The 18,318-nt window shown below is 72.6% G+C and carries 17 protein-coding genes; 7 read left to right on the top strand and 10 right to left on the bottom strand.

The annotated features are described in order from the left end of the window. Positions 1-21 precede the first annotated feature (21 nt). Positions 22-888: an alpha/beta fold hydrolase gene (locus tag F5972_RS01555; RefSeq protein ID WP_150930331.1), complete on the top strand. Its 867-nt coding sequence runs from the start codon at positions 22-24 to the stop codon at positions 886-888. A gap of 285 nt (positions 889-1,173) precedes the next feature. Here F5972_RS01555 and F5972_RS36855 read toward each other — a convergent pair whose 3' ends face one another. From F5972_RS36855 to F5972_RS01505, 10 genes are all read right to left on the bottom strand, one after another. Next, entirely contained in the window at positions 1,174-2,298 is a 1,125-nt protein-coding gene (locus F5972_RS36855) for an HpcH/HpaI aldolase/citrate lyase family protein (protein WP_191909892.1), read from the bottom strand. Positions 2,299-2,308: 10 nt separating this feature from the next. Further along, positions 2,309-3,775, bottom strand: coding sequence for a dihydroorotase (locus tag F5972_RS01545; RefSeq protein ID WP_150930329.1), 1,467 nt, complete (start codon positions 3,773-3,775; stop codon positions 2,309-2,311). Further along, complete coding sequence (locus F5972_RS01540) at positions 3,760-5,199, bottom strand: MmgE/PrpD family protein (protein WP_150930327.1); 1,440 nt, start codon at positions 5,197-5,199, stop codon at positions 3,760-3,762. Before F5972_RS01540 ends, F5972_RS01545 begins: the two co-directional genes overlap by 16 nt. Further along, positions 5,192-6,028 (bottom strand): cyclase family protein, encoded by an 837-nt coding sequence (locus tag F5972_RS01535; RefSeq protein ID WP_150930325.1) that lies wholly within the window; start codon positions 6,026-6,028, stop codon positions 5,192-5,194. Before F5972_RS01535 ends, F5972_RS01540 begins: the two co-directional genes overlap by 8 nt. Before the next feature lie 113 nt (positions 6,029-6,141). Continuing rightward, positions 6,142-7,374, bottom strand: coding sequence for a CaiB/BaiF CoA transferase family protein (locus tag F5972_RS01530; protein ID WP_150930323.1), 1,233 nt, complete (start codon positions 7,372-7,374; stop codon positions 6,142-6,144). Further along, positions 7,365-8,777: an FAD-dependent oxidoreductase gene (locus F5972_RS01525; RefSeq protein WP_191909891.1), complete on the bottom strand. Its 1,413-nt coding sequence runs from the start codon at positions 8,775-8,777 to the stop codon at positions 7,365-7,367. The genes F5972_RS01530 and F5972_RS01525 overlap by 10 nt, the downstream gene beginning before the upstream one ends. A gap of 80 nt (positions 8,778-8,857) precedes the next feature. Beyond that, positions 8,858-9,976 (bottom strand): ABC transporter substrate-binding protein, encoded by a 1,119-nt coding sequence (locus F5972_RS01520; RefSeq protein WP_150930319.1) that lies wholly within the window; start codon positions 9,974-9,976, stop codon positions 8,858-8,860. 45 nt (positions 9,977-10,021) lie between these two features. Then, a complete protein-coding gene (locus tag F5972_RS01515) occupies positions 10,022-11,182 on the bottom strand; it encodes a class I SAM-dependent methyltransferase (RefSeq protein ID WP_150930318.1) in 1,161 nt (386 codons plus the stop codon). Continuing rightward, positions 11,179-11,415 (bottom strand): hypothetical protein, encoded by a 237-nt coding sequence (locus tag F5972_RS01510; RefSeq protein WP_150930317.1) that lies wholly within the window; start codon positions 11,413-11,415, stop codon positions 11,179-11,181. Before F5972_RS01510 ends, F5972_RS01515 begins: the two co-directional genes overlap by 4 nt. After that, a complete protein-coding gene (locus F5972_RS01505) occupies positions 11,415-12,242 on the bottom strand; it encodes an acetoacetate decarboxylase family protein (RefSeq protein WP_191909890.1) in 828 nt (275 codons plus the stop codon). Before F5972_RS01505 ends, F5972_RS01510 begins: the two co-directional genes overlap by 1 nt. Positions 12,243-12,500: 258 nt before the next feature. On the opposite strand from F5972_RS01505, the gene F5972_RS01500 reads away from it, so the two are divergent. From F5972_RS01500 to F5972_RS01475, 6 genes are read left to right on the top strand one after another with little or no spacing between them, the layout of a single operon-like run. Further along, positions 12,501-13,325 carry an ABC transporter ATP-binding protein gene (locus F5972_RS01500; RefSeq protein WP_150930313.1) on the top strand — a complete coding sequence of 275 codons (825 nt, stop codon included), beginning with the start codon at positions 12,501-12,503 and terminating at the stop codon, positions 13,323-13,325. A gap of 10 nt (positions 13,326-13,335) precedes the next feature. Continuing rightward, positions 13,336-14,193 carry an ABC transporter permease gene (locus F5972_RS01495; RefSeq protein ID WP_150930310.1) on the top strand — a complete coding sequence of 286 codons (858 nt, stop codon included), beginning with the start codon at positions 13,336-13,338 and terminating at the stop codon, positions 14,191-14,193. Beyond that, positions 14,193-15,011 carry an IclR family transcriptional regulator gene (locus F5972_RS01490; RefSeq protein WP_150930309.1) on the top strand — a complete coding sequence of 273 codons (819 nt, stop codon included), beginning with the start codon at positions 14,193-14,195 and terminating at the stop codon, positions 15,009-15,011. Before F5972_RS01495 ends, F5972_RS01490 begins: the two co-directional genes overlap by 1 nt. Before the next feature lie 53 nt (positions 15,012-15,064). Beyond that, complete coding sequence (locus F5972_RS01485; RefSeq protein ID WP_150930307.1) at positions 15,065-15,955, top strand: alpha/beta fold hydrolase; 891 nt, start codon at positions 15,065-15,067, stop codon at positions 15,953-15,955. Then, positions 15,952-17,310: a phenylacetate--CoA ligase family protein gene (locus F5972_RS01480; protein ID WP_150930305.1), complete on the top strand. Its 1,359-nt coding sequence runs from the start codon at positions 15,952-15,954 to the stop codon at positions 17,308-17,310. Before F5972_RS01485 ends, F5972_RS01480 begins: the two co-directional genes overlap by 4 nt. A 44-nt stretch (positions 17,311-17,354) precedes the next feature. Then, positions 17,355-18,218: an amidohydrolase family protein gene (locus tag F5972_RS01475; protein WP_150930303.1), complete on the top strand. Its 864-nt coding sequence runs from the start codon at positions 17,355-17,357 to the stop codon at positions 18,216-18,218. Positions 18,219-18,318: the final 100 nt, after the last annotated feature.

The following is an 18,318-nucleotide window of genomic DNA, read 5'->3' as shown; positions in this document are numbered from 1 at the left end:
CCGACCCGAAGGCCGACCAAGATGACCGAACAGCAGGTTCCCGAGCAGCAGGTTTCCGGGGACGACGTTCCCGGGCATATCGCGCCGGTGGACATCACGTCCGTGAACGTCGTCTCCGCGGACGGCACGACCCTCGCCGTCGACGCGATCGGCCAGGGCGCGCCGGTCATCCTCGTCGGCGGCGCGTTCAACGACCGCTCGACCGTGGCCGCGCTCGCCGCCGAACTCGCGCCGGCGTTCACCGTGCTGACCTACGACCGGCGCGGCCGGGGGGCCAGCGACGACCGGAGCGAGGACTACCAGGTGGCCAACGAGGTCGCCGACCTGGCGGCCGTCATCGAGCACGCCGGCGGCCGGGCCTCGGCGTTCGGCCACTCCTCCGGCGCCGTCCTCGTGCTGGAGGCCGCCAGGCGCGGTCTGCCGATCGACCGGGTCGCCGTCTACGAGCCGCCGTACCACGCCGACGAGAACCAGCCGCGCCTGGCGGCCGAGGTCTACGACCGGCTCAGGGCACTGGTCGCGGCCGGGGACCGCGACGGTGCGGCGGAGTTGTTCCTCCGCGAGGCGGTCGGCGTCCCGGCCGAGGCGATCGCCGGGATGAAGGCCGGCGAGGGGTGGGCGTTCATGGCGGACAAGGCCCCCAGCCTGCCGTACGACGTGCTGGTCACCGCGCCCTGGCAGGGGACGGCGCAGGAGCGGGTCGCCGGGATCGGCGTGCCGGTGCTGGCGGTCTACGGCGACCGGACCTCGCCCGGCCTCGCGAAGGCGACGGAGGCCGTCGCGGCGGCCCTTCCCGGCGCCGAACTGCGGGTGATGCCCGGTGAGGACCACGCGGTGCTGCGGCGGCCCGCCGCACTGGCGCGCATCCTGACCGACTTCTTCGCCTAAGCGTCCGCCCGCGTCGTACGGCTTGCCGGGCCGGCGAGCCCCCGCGCCGGTTCCCCGGCCTCCCCGCAGTGCACGGCCGTCCTGCCGCCTGCGGTGAGACATCCCATGGCTTCGAGACATCCCATGAAGCTCTCATCACAACGCGCCCGCGGGCCGAGTGCGGACCGGACCGAAAACGCCTGAAGGCGCGGTCGCGGGACGCCCGGGCGAGTCCGTTTCCCGACGGGGCCGGGGCCGCCAGGTCAGCGGCCGCCGGGCTTCCGGAGGCCGCTGTGGACCGGACGCCTACGACGCGGGGGCCCGGCCGAGGACTTCGCGGGCCGACCGTGCGACGGCCTCGTCGATCATCCGTCCCCGGGCGTCGACGGCCACGCCCGTTCCGGACTGGTTCGCGGCCCCCAGCCGTGTGACGACGTCGCGCGCCGCGGCGATCTCGGCGGGCGACGGGGTGAACACCTCGTTGATGACCGGCACCTGGCGAGGGTGGATCGCGGTGCGTGCCCGGAAGCCCTCGCACAGCAGGGCGCGGGTGGTGGCGGCGAGGTCCGCGCCGGTCGCCGACAGGTCGGTCTCGACGGGGGCGATCGGTGCGGCGAGCCCGGCCGCGGCGGAGGCGACCACCAGGGCCGCCCGGTGCGGCGCCAGTTCCGCCCGGTCCCGGCCGGGCCGTATGCCGAGCTCGGCGGCGAGGTCCGCCTCCCCGATGCCCAGGCGCAGCACGCGCGGCGCGCGGGCGATCTCGGCGACGGCGAGCAGCCCGCGGGCGGTCTCGATGACGGGGACCACCCGCATCACGCCCGCCGGGAGCCCGGCGGCGCGCTCGGCCGCGGTGAGCAGGGCGTCGACCCGGGCGAGCGACTCCGGATCGGCCTTGGGCACCCAGACGCCGGCGCAGGAGGGCAAGGTGACGGCGGGCACGTCCTCGTCCAGGCGGTCCGCGTTCACCCGCACCCACAGCTCCGGGCCCCCGAAAATGGTCCCGTTCGGAGCCGACGCGGTGGATACGGTCGTAGCGGCCCCGTTTGGAGTGGGCCCGGCCGGAGTGGGCCCGTTCGAAGTGGCCGAGGGAGACGTGCCAAGAGCGGACCCGTGCGGAGTTGATCCGCTCCGAGTGGATCCGCTCGGGCCGAATTCGTGCGGGGCGGCCGGGGGAGGTGCGCCCGGAGCGGGACCGTCCGGTGCGGAGGCGTCCGGCGGGGCGGCCGCCGCGCCCTCGTCGGTGAGTCCGGTGAGGAACGCCGCTACCACCTCGCGAGCGGAGTCCTTCGCGGGTGGGGCGACGGCGTCCTCCAGGTCGAGCACCAGCCCGTCGGCCCCGCGCTCGCGCGCCCGCGCGAGCTTCTCCCGCCGGTCTCCCGGCACGTACAGATAACTGCGCGCCACCATCCGGGCCCGTCCCTCCGGTTGCATCACTTCTCGCTCAGTCACGTACGGTCGGCCGGCGCAGGTAGACGCCTTCCGCCTCGCCGGTGACCTTGCCGTCGGCGAGGATCCGCCGGCCGCGCAGGAAGGTGTCGGTGACGGCGGCGGTGAGCTCGAAGCCCTCGAAGGGCGTGTACTCCTGCGCCGACTCCGAGTCCTCCGCGCGCACCGTCCAGGTCACCGACGGGTCGACCAGTGCGATGTCCGCGTCGTAGCCGACCTGGAGCGCGCCCTTGGTCCGCAGCCCGAACCGCTGGGCGGGGTTCCACGAGGTGAGCTGGGCGATCCGCTGGTACGACAGCCCGCGCCGCCCGCCCTCGGTGACCAGTCCGGGCAGCAGATACTCGGCGCCGCCGAAGCCCGACTTGGCCAGGAAGACGTCCTCGGGCGGGTTGCCGAACTTGAGCTCCTCCCGGCAGCACGCGTGGTCGCTCACCACCCAGTCGAGCTCGCCGTCGAGCAGGTGCCGCCACAGCGCCTCGACGTCCTCGCGCGGGCGCAGCGGCGGGTTGACCTTGCCGCCGAGGCCGTGCGCGGTGTCCACGTCGGCGAGCAGGTGGCCGATGGTGACCTCGCGGCGGAAGTCGATGTGCGGGAACGCCCTCGCCATCCGCAGCGCGGCGTCGACGGCCTTGGCCGAGCTCAGGTGCAGCAGGTTGATCTTCGGCATGCCGGTCTCGTGCGCCAGGTACGCCGCGATCGACACGGCCAGGCCTTCGGAGTGCGGCGGCCGGGACGCCGAGTACGCCGCCAGGCCGGACAGCGACGAGTCGGCCTCCACCAGCTTCGTGTACGCCGTCATGATCTCGGCGGTCTCGCAGTGCAGCCCGAGCGAGATCTCGTCGGCCAGGTCGGGGAACCGCTCCCGCGCCGCCTGGATGCCGCGCATCACGAACTCGAAGTGCGCGAAGTCGTACCGCTCGCCCTCGGGCGTCATCAGGAACGCGCTCTGGTCGCTGGACCGGCCGTGCAGGCCGTGCCCGCCGTAGAACATGAAGATCTTGAACGAGGTGACCCCGAACCGCTCGATGAGCATCGGGATCTCGTCGATGTGCTCGTTCATCATCGGCGCCAGGTGGAAGGCGTAGTCGACCAGCGCCCGTCCCTCGGAGCCGGCCAGCACCTCGGGGAAGAACTCCGCGTACGGGCCGCCCTTGTTGAGGTAGTACTGCCCGGTGCGCATGTAGTTGAGCGCGGAGGTGACGCCGCCCTGGGCGCACGCCCGGCTCTCCACCTCGGTGTCGACGGACAGCGGGTTGTAGATGCCCCAGTGCTGGTGGGCGTCCACCACGCCGGGGAAGGCGAGCCGGCCCGCGGCGTCCACGACGGTCGCCGCGTCCTCGGCGGTGATCGAGGGCGCGAGTCGGACGATCCGGCCGTCCGCGACGCCGATGTCGAGTCGTTCGGGCTCGGGCCGGTCGTGGTCGACGACGAGCGCGTTCGCGATGATCAAATCGAGGGCCATGAATCCTCCTGAACTGACAGCCGGGCGAGCAGCGAGCCGATGACGGGCAGGGAGGGACCGGTGCCGAGCGTCAGCACGGCCCGCTCCACATCCGCGGCCGCGCCGGGCGGCACCCGTCCGGCGACGTTGTCGCGGAACTTGCGGGCGAGCTCCGCGTCGGTGAGCGGGCGCCGCGGGCCGCCCCGGTTCTCCGGCACCTCCTCGACCCATTCGGCGCCGTCGTGGGTGGTGACCGTGAGCACGGCCGGGAACTGGTGGGGGAAGATCTCGTCGCAGCGCGCGTCGGGGACGACCTCGACGCGCGCCATGAGCGCCCGGCGGGCCGGGTCGGCGGCGAGTTCGTCGGTGTAGTCGGCGAGACCCGCGCCCAGGCCGGACCCGCCGAACAGGCCCACCGCGACGGCGTACGGACCGGAGAACTGGGCCTGGTAGCCGGTCTGCGGCTCCCGCTTGCCGGCGATCGGCTCGCCGATCGTGCGTACCACCGCCGACGGCACGCCCAGCGTCGCCGAGCGGACGTCCTCGGGCCGAACCCCGCGCTCGCGGAGCAGGGCGGCGGCGTCCACGGCGGTGTGCGTGAAGTGGTTGGCCGGGTACGGCTTGAAGAAGATGCCCGGCACCTCCCACTGCTCGCCGAGCCCGTCGGTGACGGCGGAGGGGTCGTAGCGGTCCCGGACGAACGCCTCGAAGAACCCGAACCGGCCCTCCAGCACGGTGGGCGGCCCGGTGAACCCGCGGCGCACCAGCTGGGCGGCGGTGACCGCGGAGTGCGCGGCCCAGCCGCAGTGCAGCCGCTTGACCGTCCCGCCGGTGCGGTTCGCCTCGATCACCCCGGCCGCCATCGACGCGGTGACGCCGAGCGCGTGGCGTACGCCCTCCTCGCCCAGGCCGAGCAGCAGGGCCGCGGCGACCGCGCCGCCCATCGCGCCGCAGATCGAGGTCGCGTGCTGGCCGTGCTCGAAGAACACCGAGTTGCCGAGCTCCGGATCGTAGGCCGCCATGCCGAGCCGCACCGTCGTCTCCAGCCCGACGGCGATCGCGCCGACGACGGCGGCGCCGTCGGCGTCGGCCACCTCCGCCGCGGCCAGCGCGGCGGGGACGACGGCGGCGCTGGGATGCAGCACCGAGGGCAGGTGCGTGTCGTCGTAGTCGAGGGAGTGCGCGGTCACGCCGTTGACGAACGCGGCCCACGCGGCCGGCACCGGGCGCGGCGCGCCGATGGCGTGCGCCTCCGGGCGGCCGCCCTGCTCCACCACGTGCTCCAGCGCGGCGCGGCTGGTGGGCAGGTCGCCCGCGGCGACGCACAGCCCGAGCACGTCGAGCACGCGCCGCCGCACGCTGGTCGCCACCGCTTCGGGCAGCGCGCCGGCCGCCGTCCTGGCGGCGAACGCGGCGAGTTCCTCCGCGAGGGTCCGGTCAGGCACCGGTGACCACCGCCAGCGGGCGCGCCGGGGAACCGGTGGCGCCGTAAAGGGCGAGAGGGCTGAGCACGAAGAGGAACTCGTGCACCCCGGCGGCGGCCAGGTCCTCCAGCGCCATCGCCTCGATGATGTAGATGCCGTGCTCGACCAGCAGCACGCGGTGCGCGGGCAGCGCGGCGTGCCCGGCGCCGGGAGCGAGTCGTTCGAAGGCGATGGTGTCGGCGCCGACCGCGTGCACCCGGCGCTCGGCGAGCCAGCGCGCCCCCGCCTCGGACACGCCGGGAACGCCGGAGTCCTGCCCGATGTAGACGTTCCGGTCGGGGTCGTCGAAGTGCCGGCCCCAGCCGCTGCGGATCAGCACCACGTCACCGGCCTCCGGCGCGGTGCCCTGCCGCTGTACGGCGGTCTCCAGGTCGGCCGGGGTGATCTCGTAGCCGGGCGCGCAGTGCCGTTCGCCGATGGCGGCGGGCACGTCCAGCAGCACCCCGCGGCGGACGATCGGCTCGATGGTGTGCGCGCCGAGTTCCTCGTACCGCCCGCCGACCCCGGCCGCCGCGGCGTCCCCGCCGCCGTACAGGCGGCCGTCCTGAGAGACGTGGGCGAGGGCGTCGATGTGCGTGCCGACGTGCGTGCCCATGCTGATCAGGTCGTTGGCGGCCGATCCGCCGTCGGCCCGCACCCGGTCGCCGTGACGGCGCGGGAGGGTGTGCCAGTACGGCGGGTGGTTGGGCGACTGCGGCATGCCGATGGTGAACGGCCTGCCCAGGTCGTAGATCCGCAGCCCGCCGCCGGCGATGCGCAGCAGCGGGTCCCCCTTCGTCGCGGTCGTCATGCTTCCTCTCGTTTCACTGCCTCGCCCGTACGCGGGCGGGCTCGGCCGTGTCGCCGCTTCCGCCGCGCTGTCACGCGCGCTTCTCATTCGGACGTCTCCCATCGGACGCCCTCTCATCGGACGACGCGGCGGGCGCGTAGCTCCGCCACCCGCTCGGGGTCGTAACCCAGCCCCTCGACCAGCACCTCGTCGGTGTCGGCCCCCAGCTCCCGGCCGCTGAACCGGATCGAGCCGGGCGTCGCGGACATCCGCCACATCACGTTGTGCATGGCCATCGGCCCGAAGTCCGGGTCGTCCACCGTCGTGATCATCTGGGTGGCCCGCACGTGCTCGTCGGCGGAGATGTCCGCCATGTCGTAGATCGGCGCCACCGCGGCGCCGGCGGCGGTGAACGCCTCCAGCACCTCGGCGCGGGTGCGTGCGGCGATCCAGCCTCCGACGTACTCGTCCAGTTCGTCGGCGTGCTCGGCGCGCTGGGCGCCGGTGGCGAACCACGGCTCGTCGATCACCTCGGGGTGCCCGACGAGGCGCAGCACGCGTTCGGCGATCTGCTGGGCGCTGGTCGAGATCGCCACCCAGCGGCCGTCCTTGGTGCGGTAGGTGTTGCGCGGGGCGTTGTTCGCCGAACGGTTGCCGTGCCGGTGCCCCACGTGCCCGAGCTGGTCGTATTCGAGCGGGCCGGGGCCGACGGCGGTCAGGATCGGCTCCAGCAGGCTCATGTCGATCACCTGTCCGGCGCCGCCGTGCAGGTCCCGGTGATAGAGGGCCATCATGGCGGCCGACGAGGCGGCGATGCCGCAGATGCTGTCCGCGAGACCGAACGCCGGGAGCGTCGGCGGCCCGTCGGGCTGGCCGGTGAGATGGGCGAAGCCGCTCATCGCCTCGGCCAGGGTGCCGAAGCCGGGCCGGCTCGCGTACGGCCCCTGCTGCCCGAACCCGGTCACCCGCACCAGCACGAGCCGCGGGTTCACCTCGTGCAGCTTCTCGGGGCCGATTCCCCAGCGCTCCAGCGTGCCCGGGCGGAAGTTTTCCACGACGACGTCGGCGGTCTCGGCCAGCCGGAGGAACACCGCCGCGCCGTCGGGGTCGGAGAGGCTGAGCCCGATCGTGCGCTTGTTGCGGGAGATCTCCTTCCACCACAGCGGCTTGCCGTCCTTCGACCTGCCGTGCCCGCGCATGCTGTCCCCGGCCACCGGGTGCTCGATCTTGATGACGTCGGCGCCGAAGTCGCCGAGGATCTGGCAGCAGAGCGGCCCGGCCAGGATCGTGGAGGCGTCGATCACCCGGACGCCGGCCAGCGGGCCGGCGGGCTGCTGCTCGTGAGGCTGCGGCGGGGTCAGGTCCATGTCAGCATCCGATCGCCGAGCAGCCGGCCGAACGTCATGGCGGGCGTGGCCAGCATGCCGCCGCAGAACGAGTCGCCCATCAGCTGACCCGAGCCGAGGATCTCGCCGATGGCGTACAGGTTCGGGACGGGGTCACCGGCCCGGTCCACGACGCGCAGCCGCGTGTCCACCGCGAGCCCGGCCGTGGAGGTGATCGACATGCCCTGCACGCGGATCGCGTAGAAAGGCGGCTCGGCCACCGGCAGCGGCCGGTGCGTGCGGCCCAGCGGGTCATCGCCGCCGAGCGCCGCGTTGTACTCGGCGACGGTGCGCGCGAGGTTCTCCGGGTGGACTCCCGCCAGCCGGCCGAGCTCCTCCAGCGTGTCCGCCCGGTGGAACATCGGGTGGGTGCCGAAGTGGCCCAGCAGCGTCTCCAGCGGCCAGTCCGGGACGAGCCGCGGCGCCTCCCGGGCGATGCGGTCGTCGAAGACGATCCAGCGCCGCAGCTCCGGCTGCGCGCGCAGGGCGTGCTCCCGCCGGTCCACGCTCGGGTCGTCCTCGGCGACGAACCGCTCGCCGTGCGCGTTGACGTAGATCTCCCAGGGTTGCCGCATCTCCGGCCAGTGCACCGGCCGGCACAGCACCGGCGCGGGGTGGTCGTCGTGGTCGAGCACCGAGCCGAACGAGCAGAGGTACTTCTCCCCGCCGCGCACGTACCCCCCGGCCGAGACGCCGAGGTCGAGACCCCGGCCCCTGGCGTACGGGTAGGAGGCGGCGGCGTACGCGGTGACGCCGTTCAGCTTCCTGAACCGCTCCGGGTCGGAGTTGTAGCCGCCGGTGGCGAGCACGACGTTGCGGCCGGTGTGCTCCTCGGTGCTCCCGTCGGCGAGCCGCACCGTGACGCCGGTGACCGCGCCGTCCTCCTGGCGCAGCGCGACCACCTCGGTCTCCAGGAGGAGGGTGATGCCGCCCTTCGCCCGCTCGGCCTCGAACGGCGGCAGCAGCGCGGCAAGGATGGACCGGCCCGCCTCCGGGCCCCAGTAGTACCGCGGGGTGCTGTACGGCTCGTGGTTCTGGCCCTGCACCGGATGGTCCGGCAGCACCTCGTACCCGTTGCCGAGCAGCCACTCGAAGGTGTCCGCCGCGTTCTCGACGGCGAGCCGCACCAGGCCCTCGTCCACGGTGCCCTTGCTGATCCGGAGGATGTCCGCCAGGTGGGCCTCGGGGGAGTCCTCGATGCCCCGCTCGGCCTGCAGGCGGGTGCCCGCGGCGCTGAGCTGCCCGGTCGCGATGTGCAGGGTGCCGCCGACGCGCGGCGCCGGATCGGCGACCAGCACCCGCGCGCCCCGGCGGGCGGCGAAGGTCGCCAGGACGAGCCCTCCGGTGCCGGCACCGGCGACGATGACGTCCCACGCCTTGTTCACAGAAGCGGTCCCTTCGTGAGATGGCTGATGCGGCTTCGGCGGGGGTGGCGCGCTCCGGCCGGGGCGCGCCACCCGCGGCGTCAGCCGGTCGTGTAGTCGCGCGCCTGCTTGATCAGGGCCGCCTTGTCGAACTTGTTCACCTCGGTGACCAGGCTTCCGTTCCAGACCTCCGAGGGCACCGGCTTCTTGGCCACCTGGCCGGTGGACACGGCGTACTCGGCGGCCTTGTTCAGCCCCTCCTCGGTGAGCACGCCCCAGTCGGGCCAGGTGCTCGGGTCGCCGCTCTGCGGGCTGGAGGTGGACAGCCACGCCTTCATCAGGGTGACCAGTTCCTTCTTCTTCTGCGGGCTCGCGTTGGGCCCGGCGATCTGCGGGAAGACCTTGGTCCCCATCTCCACGGCCGCCTCCGGGTTGACCGCGGCGAACATCAGGCCCTTGTACGCGGCCCGCATGTACCGGGTGAGCACGTCCTTCCTGGCGTCCGTCAGGTCGTCGGCGCGGGCGGTGAAGGCGATGCTCGGCATCCCGTCGAACAGCGGCGGGTTCTGCAGGTAGGTGAAGCTCGACCCGCTCATCTCCAGCTGGGCGAACAGCTCGGCGTAGAGGGCCAGCGCGTCCACCTGGTGGGAGTCGAGCGCGGCCTTGGCCTGCGCGCCCTGGCCCACCGGCAGCAGCTGCACGTCGGTGTCGGGGTTGAGGCCGTTCTGCTGCAGGAACGAGCGGGTGAACAGGTTCGAGCCGGACGCCAGCGAGATGATGCCGATCTTCTTGCCCTTGAGGTCGGCGGCGGTGGAGATCTTCGATCCCTCGGGCACGCCGATCTTCCAGGGGAACGACGTGTTGATCGACCCGACGGTGCGGACGTCCACGCCCTTCTGCACCGCCGCCATCGTCGAGACGACCTCGGCGTTGGTGGCGAGCGCGTCACCGGCGGCGATCACCTGCAGCGCCGCCGTGGAGCCGTTGGTGGTCTGCAGCGTGACGTCGAGGCCCTCCTCCTCGAAGTACTTCATCGCGGTGGGCACCGCGAACAGGGCGATCTGCGTCGACCCGGGGACGGCGGCCGTGGTCACGTACGTGACCTTGGTCTTTCCTCCGCTGCTCGGGGCGGCGGCGACGCCGCCGGTCTCGTCGCCGCCCGAACACGCGGTCAGCGCGGTGGCGACGAGCACCGCGATCGCGACCAGTGACTTCCTCACTGCGGGACTCCTTGCAAGATGTGGTGCGGGCTGGGGTGTGGAGTGTCAGCGGGAGGCGGCGAGGACCTGCATCCGGCCGCCGCCGGACGTGCTGCCGGATTGGCCCGTGGTGAGGCGCCGCCCGGTCGGGATGAGCTCGCGGTGGACGGTCGCGGGGTCGAAGCCGGCCGTGGCGGCCATCGCCACCAGGTCGAGCGTGCGGACCTTGCTCCAGAACGGCTCGTTGTTGTTGGTGGTGTCCCACTCGACGAGGAACTGGGCGAAGGGGTCCATGGTGTCGAACGGCGGATACTCGGCATGGATCATCAGGCCGCCGGGACGGAGCAGGCGGTAGCTCTCGGAGAGCACCTGCTGTACGGCCTTCACGCTCGTCTCGTGGAGCAGGATGTGCGACACGACCAGGTCGAAGCTCGCGTCGGGATACCCGGTCGCGGTGGCGTCCCGCTGCGCGAAGTGGACCGGGGCGCCGAGCGCGGCGGCGCGGGCCCTGGCGTAGCGCAGCATCGGGGCCGCGACGTCGATCGCGTACACCTCGGCCGCCGGGTAGCGCAGCGTGTAGGGGATGGTGCTGTGCCCGACCGAGCAGCCCATGTCGAGGATGCGGGCGGGCGTCCAGCCGGGCCGGCGCCGGTCCAGGTAGCCCCTGATCACCGACCATCCCTTGTCGTCGTTCAGCCCGCCGAGCTGGCCGCCGGCGTAGACGTAGACGCCGCGGTCGTAGAGGGCTCCCGCGGTGACGTCGTCGTCGGCGAACTCGCGGTAGTAACCGGTCGGCATGCAGTGGATGTCGACCGCGCGCAGATACCGGGGGATCTCCAGCGCCGGGTCCAGGTCGAGCGAGCCCGGGGCGGCGGACGCGCCGGCGGCGAGGTCGAGGATGCGGTCGAGCTGCCGGGACGCGCTGGTCAGCACGAGATCCCACATCTGCTCCTGGGAGCGCCGCCGCAGCGCGCTGAACAGCCGCATCCGCGGGTCGGGCGCCATCAGCGACGCGATGACGCGGCGGTCGGCCGGCGGCGCGCCGTGCTCGGCGACGTGGCGGGGCACGATCTCGGTCTCGTAGTGCCGCCGCAGCTCGGGCGCGATCTCCTCGGCCAGCTTCCGCTTGAGCGTCCAGATCTCGTTCTGGCGCACCGCCTCCTCGGCCGTGGGGACGGCGAGGGCGTCGTGGACGGTCTGGCCGTCGGCGAGGGCCGCTGCTGTCATCGGTCTTCCTTCCCGGTCGTGCCCTGATCCGTGGTGAGGCGTGCGAAGAGCTCGTCCACGAGGCGCGGCATGAGGTCGGAGTCGTCCGGCGGGGGTGGCCGCCGGCCGTCCCGCTCGGCCTCCAGCACGGCGCACCGGTGCCGCAGCACCGCGACCTCCTGCGTGAGCAGCAGCAGCCCGGACAGCAGCGCGTCGGCGTGCGGCTCGCCGAGGTAGCGCGGCGCCGCCGTCATCAGGCCGGTCCGCCCGCGGAGTGGTCGGCGGCGGAGTAGTCGTGCACAAGCCGGGCGTCGGTGTCGGTCGTCCAGCCCTGCTTGTACGCGTACGCCGCGATGGGCTCGCAGTCGCGCAGCGGGGCCAGGTCCTCGTTCTCCGCGTCGTGGATCTCCAGGTGGGGGCGGCCGGTGAACACGTCGCCGGTCCGCACGCCGCGCAGTTGCAGTTCCAGCAGCTGGGTGGCCGCCGGGATCTCCGGACCGGGCGACGGCTGGTGGCGGAGCAGGTAGCCGCGGTCGCCGTACCCCGGCATCTCGGCGGGTGTGATGGCCCGCTCGATCTCGATGCCGACCCGCAGCACGGGACGCCCGAGCCGGGTGACCTCGCCCGCGAGCCGGGCGCCCGGCCCCACCTCGCCCATGGCCGGGTTGTAGGGGTTGAGGTGCGTTCGCCAGACCTCGCCGATCTTCTTGCCCCAGCCCATGATCGAGCCGAAGCCCATCGACCAGTCCTGGGTGACCCAGATGAACGTGCTGAACCGCCCGGCCCGTTCGCCCAGCCGGCAGTAGAACCCGACGATGCCCTCGCCGTACTGCGTGCGGCGCGGCGAGAGGAACGCCTGGTCCGGCTCGTCGGCGCTGACCTTCACCATGTCCGCGACGTAGGCGAACCCGAGGCCGTCCTCGACCGGCTCCAGCGGCTCGGGCAGGTAGCGGCGGGCCAGGTCGCGGCCCGCCCGGAACACGACGCGGATCGCGTCCGCCCCGATGTGGTGCGGCGGCGGTTCGACCAGGGACGCGGTCCCCGACGGAGACAGCGGGTTCGAGAACCCATTCAATTCCACGTCTGACTCCTTCTGCCGGGCCGGAAAGCTCCCTCTGATCGTTCCGTTGAGCGGAACAACAGATTTGCAAGACGAACGCAGGCTAAGAGCCTTGGAAGACCGCGTCAACCCTCTCTGTACGAAGAAATGGCTCGTCAACATCATTGGATGACCTCTTGACGGCGCCCGGAATGCGGACTTACGGTCTCCCCTATCGATATCCCGTTCCGCTGATCGAAACGCGGTCGGCACAATTTGGGCCCACCCGAAGGGACATCTGTGACTCGTTCAGCCGCCAGTACCGGCAACGTCCGGACGCCCGAGGACGCGCACGATCGCTGGATCGACGTCCGGGGGCTGCAGAAGATCTACCGGCCGCGGAAGTCCGAGCCGACGCACGCGCTGGCGGATGTCGACTTCGCCGTACGCAAGGGCGAGTTCGTCGCGGTCGTCGGCCCGTCCGGCTGCGGCAAGACGACCCTGCTGAAGATCCTCGCCGGGCTGGTCCAGCGCTCGGAGGGGACGGTGCGGATCTCCGGGGTGGACGTGGACGGGCCGAAGCGCGAGGTCGGCATGGTTTTCCAGGCGCCGACGCTGCTGCCGTGGCGGACCATCCTGGAGAACGTGCTGGTCCCCGTCGAGGTGCAGAAACTCGACAAAACCGCGCACCGGAAACGGGCCGTGGAACTGCTCGACATGGTCGGGCTCGGCGGTTTCGCCGACAAGTACCCCAACGAACTGTCCGGCGGCATGCAGCAGCGCGCCGGCATCTGCCGCGCCCTCGTCCACGACCCGGCCGTCCTCCTGCTGGACGAGCCGTTCGGCGCGCTCGACGCGATGACCCGCGAGTACATGAACGTCGAGCTGCTGCGCATCTGGCGGGAGAGCAGGAAGACGGCCGTCCTCGTCACGCACTCGATCCCCGAGGCGGTGTTCCTGTCCGACCGGGTCATCGTCATGACTCCGCGCCCCGGCCGGATCGCCGAGATCATCGACATCGATCTCGACCGTCCGCGCGATCTCAGCATCATGGCCTCGGACGCCGCCGGAGTGTACGTCGAGCGCATCCGCCGCTACTTCAACAACTCCGGCGTCATCAACTAGGAGACGAACGATGGCCTCCCTCAACACGGCGCCGTCCAAGCCGGACGCCACCCCGGCCGCCACCGCCGCACCCCGCCGGCGGCGCCGCCTCGACCTGCACGAGCGTCCCGAGCTGATCCTCGTGCCCGCCGTCTTCGTCGTCGTGGTCCTCGCCTGGCAGTTCCTGACGGTGCCGCTGGGGATCAAGGAGTACGTGCTGCCCCGGCCGACGCAGATCCTGGACGCGTTCGTCGCCCAGCTCGGCTCGCCGGCCTTCTGGAGCAACGTCCGGGTGACGGTGACCGAGGCGCTGACCGGCTTCGTGATCGCCGCGGTCGGCGCCATCCTGGTGGGCACCTTCGTGGCCCAGGTGCGGGTCGTCGAGCGCACCGTGATGCCGTACGTCGTGGCGATCCAGACCATCCCGAAGGTCGCCATCGCGCCGCTGATGGTGGTGTGGTTCGGCTTCGGCGCCGAGTCGAAGATCATCATGGCCGCGGTCATCGCGTTCTTCCCGGTCCTGGTCAACGTCATCGCCGGGCTGAAGTCCGCCGACGCGGACAAGGTCGAGATGCTGACCAGCTTCGGCGCCTCGAAGTTCCAGATCTTCCGGATGGTGCGGCTGCCCAGCGCGCTGCCGTTCATCTTCGCCGGGCTCGACATCGGCGTCGTGTTCTCGATCCTCGGCGCGATCGTGGGCGAGTTCATCGGCGCTAAGGAGGGCCTGGGCTACCAGCTGCTGCAGGCCAACTACAACTTCGACATCCCCGGCCTGTTCGCGGTGCTGCTCGCGCTGTCCGTGCTGGGAATCGTCGCGCATCTGATCGTCCGGTACGCCAACCGTCGTATCGTGTTCTGGAACTCCGGCGACAGAGGTGGCGCACACTGATGCTGATCTCCGCCCCCTTCGAGGAACGCGAGGAACGCGAGGACCCGGCGCGCGCGAACGGGTCGGCCTCCGGGCTGGGCCGCGCGCTGCAGGTGATCTACGCCGTCGGCGAGTCCGGCCCGGAGGGCGTCGGCGTCTCCGCCCTGGCCCGGGAGGTCGGGCTGTCCAAGGCCGTCGCCCACCGCATCCTCAAGGTGCTCAGCGACGACGGCTTCCTCAGCTTCGAGAGCGACACCAAGCGCTACACCCTCGGCCCCGGCGCGTTGCAGGTCGGGCTGGCCGCGCTGCGCCAGCTCGACATCCAGCGCATCGTCCGGCCCCTGCTGGAGCGCCTGGTCGCCGTGACCGACGAGACCGCGACCCTGTCGGTGCGGCAGCGCTGGTCGCGCATCTACGTCGACCAGGTGCTGTCTCCCCAGGAGATCCGCATGTCGGTCACCCTGGGTCATCCGTACCCGCTGCACGCGGGCGCGTCGTCCAAGGCCCTGCTGGCCGCGATGGACGACGAGGAGATCACGCGCTACCTCGCCACCCACTCCCTCGACCATGTCACCGCGACGACCATCTCCTCCCGCGACCAGTTGCTGGCCGAGGTCGCGATGATCCGCCGCCGGGGGTACGCCGTGAGCACCGGCGAACGCGAGGCCGGCGCGGCCAGCATCGCCGCCGCCGTGCTCGGTGCGGGCGGGCGCGTCCTCGGCGCGATCTCGGTGTGCGGGCCGCTGCACCGCTTCCAGACCACCGAGATGCCCCACTACGGCGCGCTGGTCGCCGGGGCGGCGCAGGAGGCGTCCCGGGCGGCCGGTTACCGCCCCTAGCACCCACCGATCACCGCTTTTCCGCACGTTTTCCGCGAGGAGCTGAGCTCGTCATGAGCCGACGCATGTACTTCGACACGTCCTGCGGGCAGATCCACGCCCGGATCGGCGGCACCGGAGGCCCGCACCTGCTGCTCCTGCACGAGAGCCCGCTGTCGTCCTTCGTGTACGAGGACATGATCGCCCCGCTCTCGGCGTGGGCCCGGGTGATCGCGCCGGACACGCCGGGATACGGCATGTCCGACCCGCCGCCGCGCCGGCTGACCATCCCCGAGTACGCCGAGCCGATGGTGGAGATCATCCGCGGCCTGGACGGTCCCGTCCTGGTCGTGGGGTCGCACACCGGCGCGAGCATCGCGATCGAGGTGGCCCGCCAGGCCGCCGGCCGGGTCGCCGGGCTCGCCCTGCTGGGGCTCGCGACGTACACCCCGGAGCAGCGCGCGGACCGCCGCCGGAACTGGGCGCCAGACCAGCCCCCGGTGGAGGACGGCTCGCACCTGACCGCGGCCTGGGAACGTTACAACGCGCTGTGGCGCGGCCTCGACCCCGCCGTCCGGCACCAGGCGGTGAGCGCGATGCTGGGGTCGATCGAGCGGTTCAACTGGGCCTACCATTCCGCGTTCGAGTACGAGGCGCTGCCGCCGCTGCGCGAGGTGACCTGCCCGGTCTGGGCCACCGCCGCCGAGGGCGAGTTCCTGGAGCCGGCCACCCGGGAGGCAGCCGCCGCACTCGGCTTCGCGTACGAGATGATCCCGGGAATCCCCGGCCAGCCGTCGGTGCGGCGGCCTGCGGAACTGGCCGCGATGCTCCGCCGCTTCGCCGAGCGGGTGCTGCCACTCCCGGCGGCATCCACGGCGGCCCCGGCCGGGCACGGACAGCCCGCGGCAGTGCCCGGCGCCGTGTCCGGAGCCGCGTCCTCCGGGGACGGGCGGACCGCCGGATGAGCGCGCTCCCCTCCGGTCGCCCGTGGGACCCCGACGCCGTCGCGTCTCTCCAGGACGAGCGGCTGCGCGCGACGATGCGGCGCGTCGCCTCCCGGCACCCGTACTACCGGGACCTGCTGCGTGAGCGCGGCATCGACCCCGATGCCGTACGCGGCACGGCCGACCTGCCGTTGCTGCCGCTGACCGGGAAGGCCGACTTCGCCGCCGCCCCGGAGCGCTTCCGCCTGGAGCCCACCGGCGACCCCGCCGACCAGTTGTGGGACATCGCCTACACCTCGGGATCGACCTCCACGCCCACCCCGATCTACCAGGCGGCGTACGACTTCCACGCGATCCTGCTGGCCCAGCGGCGGATGGCCGAGATCCGCGGCATGACCTCGGCGGACCGCATCGCCAACCTCTATCCGCTCACCCCGCAGCCGCACGGCGCCTGGACCCGCGCCAACCACGCCGCCGCCGCGCTCGGCGCGTCCGTGGTCTGCGGCATGAGCGGCGCCACCGGCTGGTTCGGGGTGTCGCGCCGCCTGCCCGAGGTGGCCGAGCTGGTCGTCGCGAGCGACCCCACCACGCTGTGGGGCGTCCCCAGCTACCTGCGCAGAGTGCTGGACGAGGTGGCCCGTCAGGGCGGCCGGCTGCCGAGTGTGCGCATGCTCGCGGTCAGCGGGGAGCCCTGCACCCCCGAGACGGCGGACGTGCTCGCCGGGCTGACCCGCGACCTCGGGGCGCGGGAGGTCGTCGTCTCCAACAGCCTGGGCGCGTCCGAGCTGCAGTGCGGCCTGGTCGAATGCGAGCCGGGCGGCGGGTTCCACAACCCCGCCCCGGAGCTGTTCCACATCGAGGCGGTGGACGACGACGGGCGGCCCTGCGCGCCCGGGACTCCCGGCCGGCTCACCCTGACCCACCTCGACCGCCGGGGCACCGTGCTGCTGCGGTATCTGCTCGGAGACGTCGTGACCGTCGACCACGGCAGGTGCCCGCACTGCGGCCGCGGCGGCGGCCGGGTGGTGGCCTATCACCACCGCACCGGCAGCGCGACCAAGGTGCGCGGCCAGCTGCTGGACGGCCAGGTGCTGGGCCGGACCGTCGAGCGGGTGCCCGGTGTGCTCGAACACCGGGCGACGGTGCGCTGGACGGTCCCGTCCGACCCGCTCTCCGGCGACGAGCTGGTCGTCGCGGTGGCCCTGACCGCAGGCGCCGACGCCCGTGAGGTCGTCCCGGCGGTCCGTACGGCGGTCAAGCGGGCCTGCCGCGTCACCCCGCTCGTCGAGGTGGCGACGGCCGACGAGATCTTCCCGGCGGACGAGCGCATGAAGCCACGCCGCTTCCTCGACGAACGCGCCTCCGCGAATCGGTGAGCGCCACCACTGGGCAGCAAAGAGCACTGACGAAAGGTTCGGCAATGAGCGAGCGGGTCGCGGCGATCGACATCGTCTGCAACCTCTTCACCCCGGAGGTCGTCCGGTCGCGGCCGGGCTGGACGCAGACCTTCCTGGGCGGCAAGGTGCACACCGAGGACCGCACCCTGGGCGGCCTCACCCTCGACCAGCACGTCGAGCGGCTGGACGAGGCCGGCGTCGAACGCGCGCTGCTGATCGCCCCGAAGATGGGCCGGGTGGGCCTGCCGGAGTCGTGGCAGATGGACCCGCGCCACGTGGCCGACGCCGTGCAGGCCCGGCCCGACCGCTTCAGCGGCCTCATCGGCCTGGACCCCTACGCCGGCATGCGCGGCGTGCGCGAGCTGGAGAAATGGGTCCGTGAGTACGGCTTCGTCGGCGCCCATCTCTACCCGCACTGGTTCGAACTGCCGCCCGACGACGCCCGCTACTACCCGCTCTACGCCAAGTGCGCCGAGCTGGGCGTCCCGATCCAGATGCAGGTCGGCCACTGTCTCCGCTACAGCGACGAGCACCCGCTGCCCTCGGTCGGCCGCCCCATCCTGCTCGACACGATCGCCTGTCACTTCCCCGAGCTGAAGATCCTCGGCATCCACATCGGCTGGCCGTGGACCGAGGAGATGATCGCGGTCGCGTACAAGCACCCCAACGTCTACATCGGCGTGGACGCCTACGCGCCCCGGCACTGGGACCCCAAGCTCGTCCACTACGCCAACACCTTCGGTCAGGACAAGGTGCTCTTCGGCACCGACTTCCCGGTGATCCCGCACCAGCGGGCCCGGACCGAGATCGCTGAGCTGGGCCTGCGCCCCGGCTCCGAGCGCAAGCTCCTGCGCGACAACGCCCTCCGCGTGTACGACCTGCCCTGATTTCTCCGGCCCCGCCTTCGTCGGGGGAGACCGTGACATCTGTCGTGGCCCGGTCGTGACAGACGGCGGGGGTACGCGCCGGGGCGGCGGTGGAGGCTCG

Source organism: Microbispora cellulosiformans (genome assembly GCF_008728085.1).
Taxonomy (GTDB): domain Bacteria; phylum Actinomycetota; class Actinomycetes; order Streptosporangiales; family Streptosporangiaceae; genus Microbispora; species Microbispora amethystogenes.
This window is presented reverse-complemented; position numbering and strand designations above follow the sequence as displayed.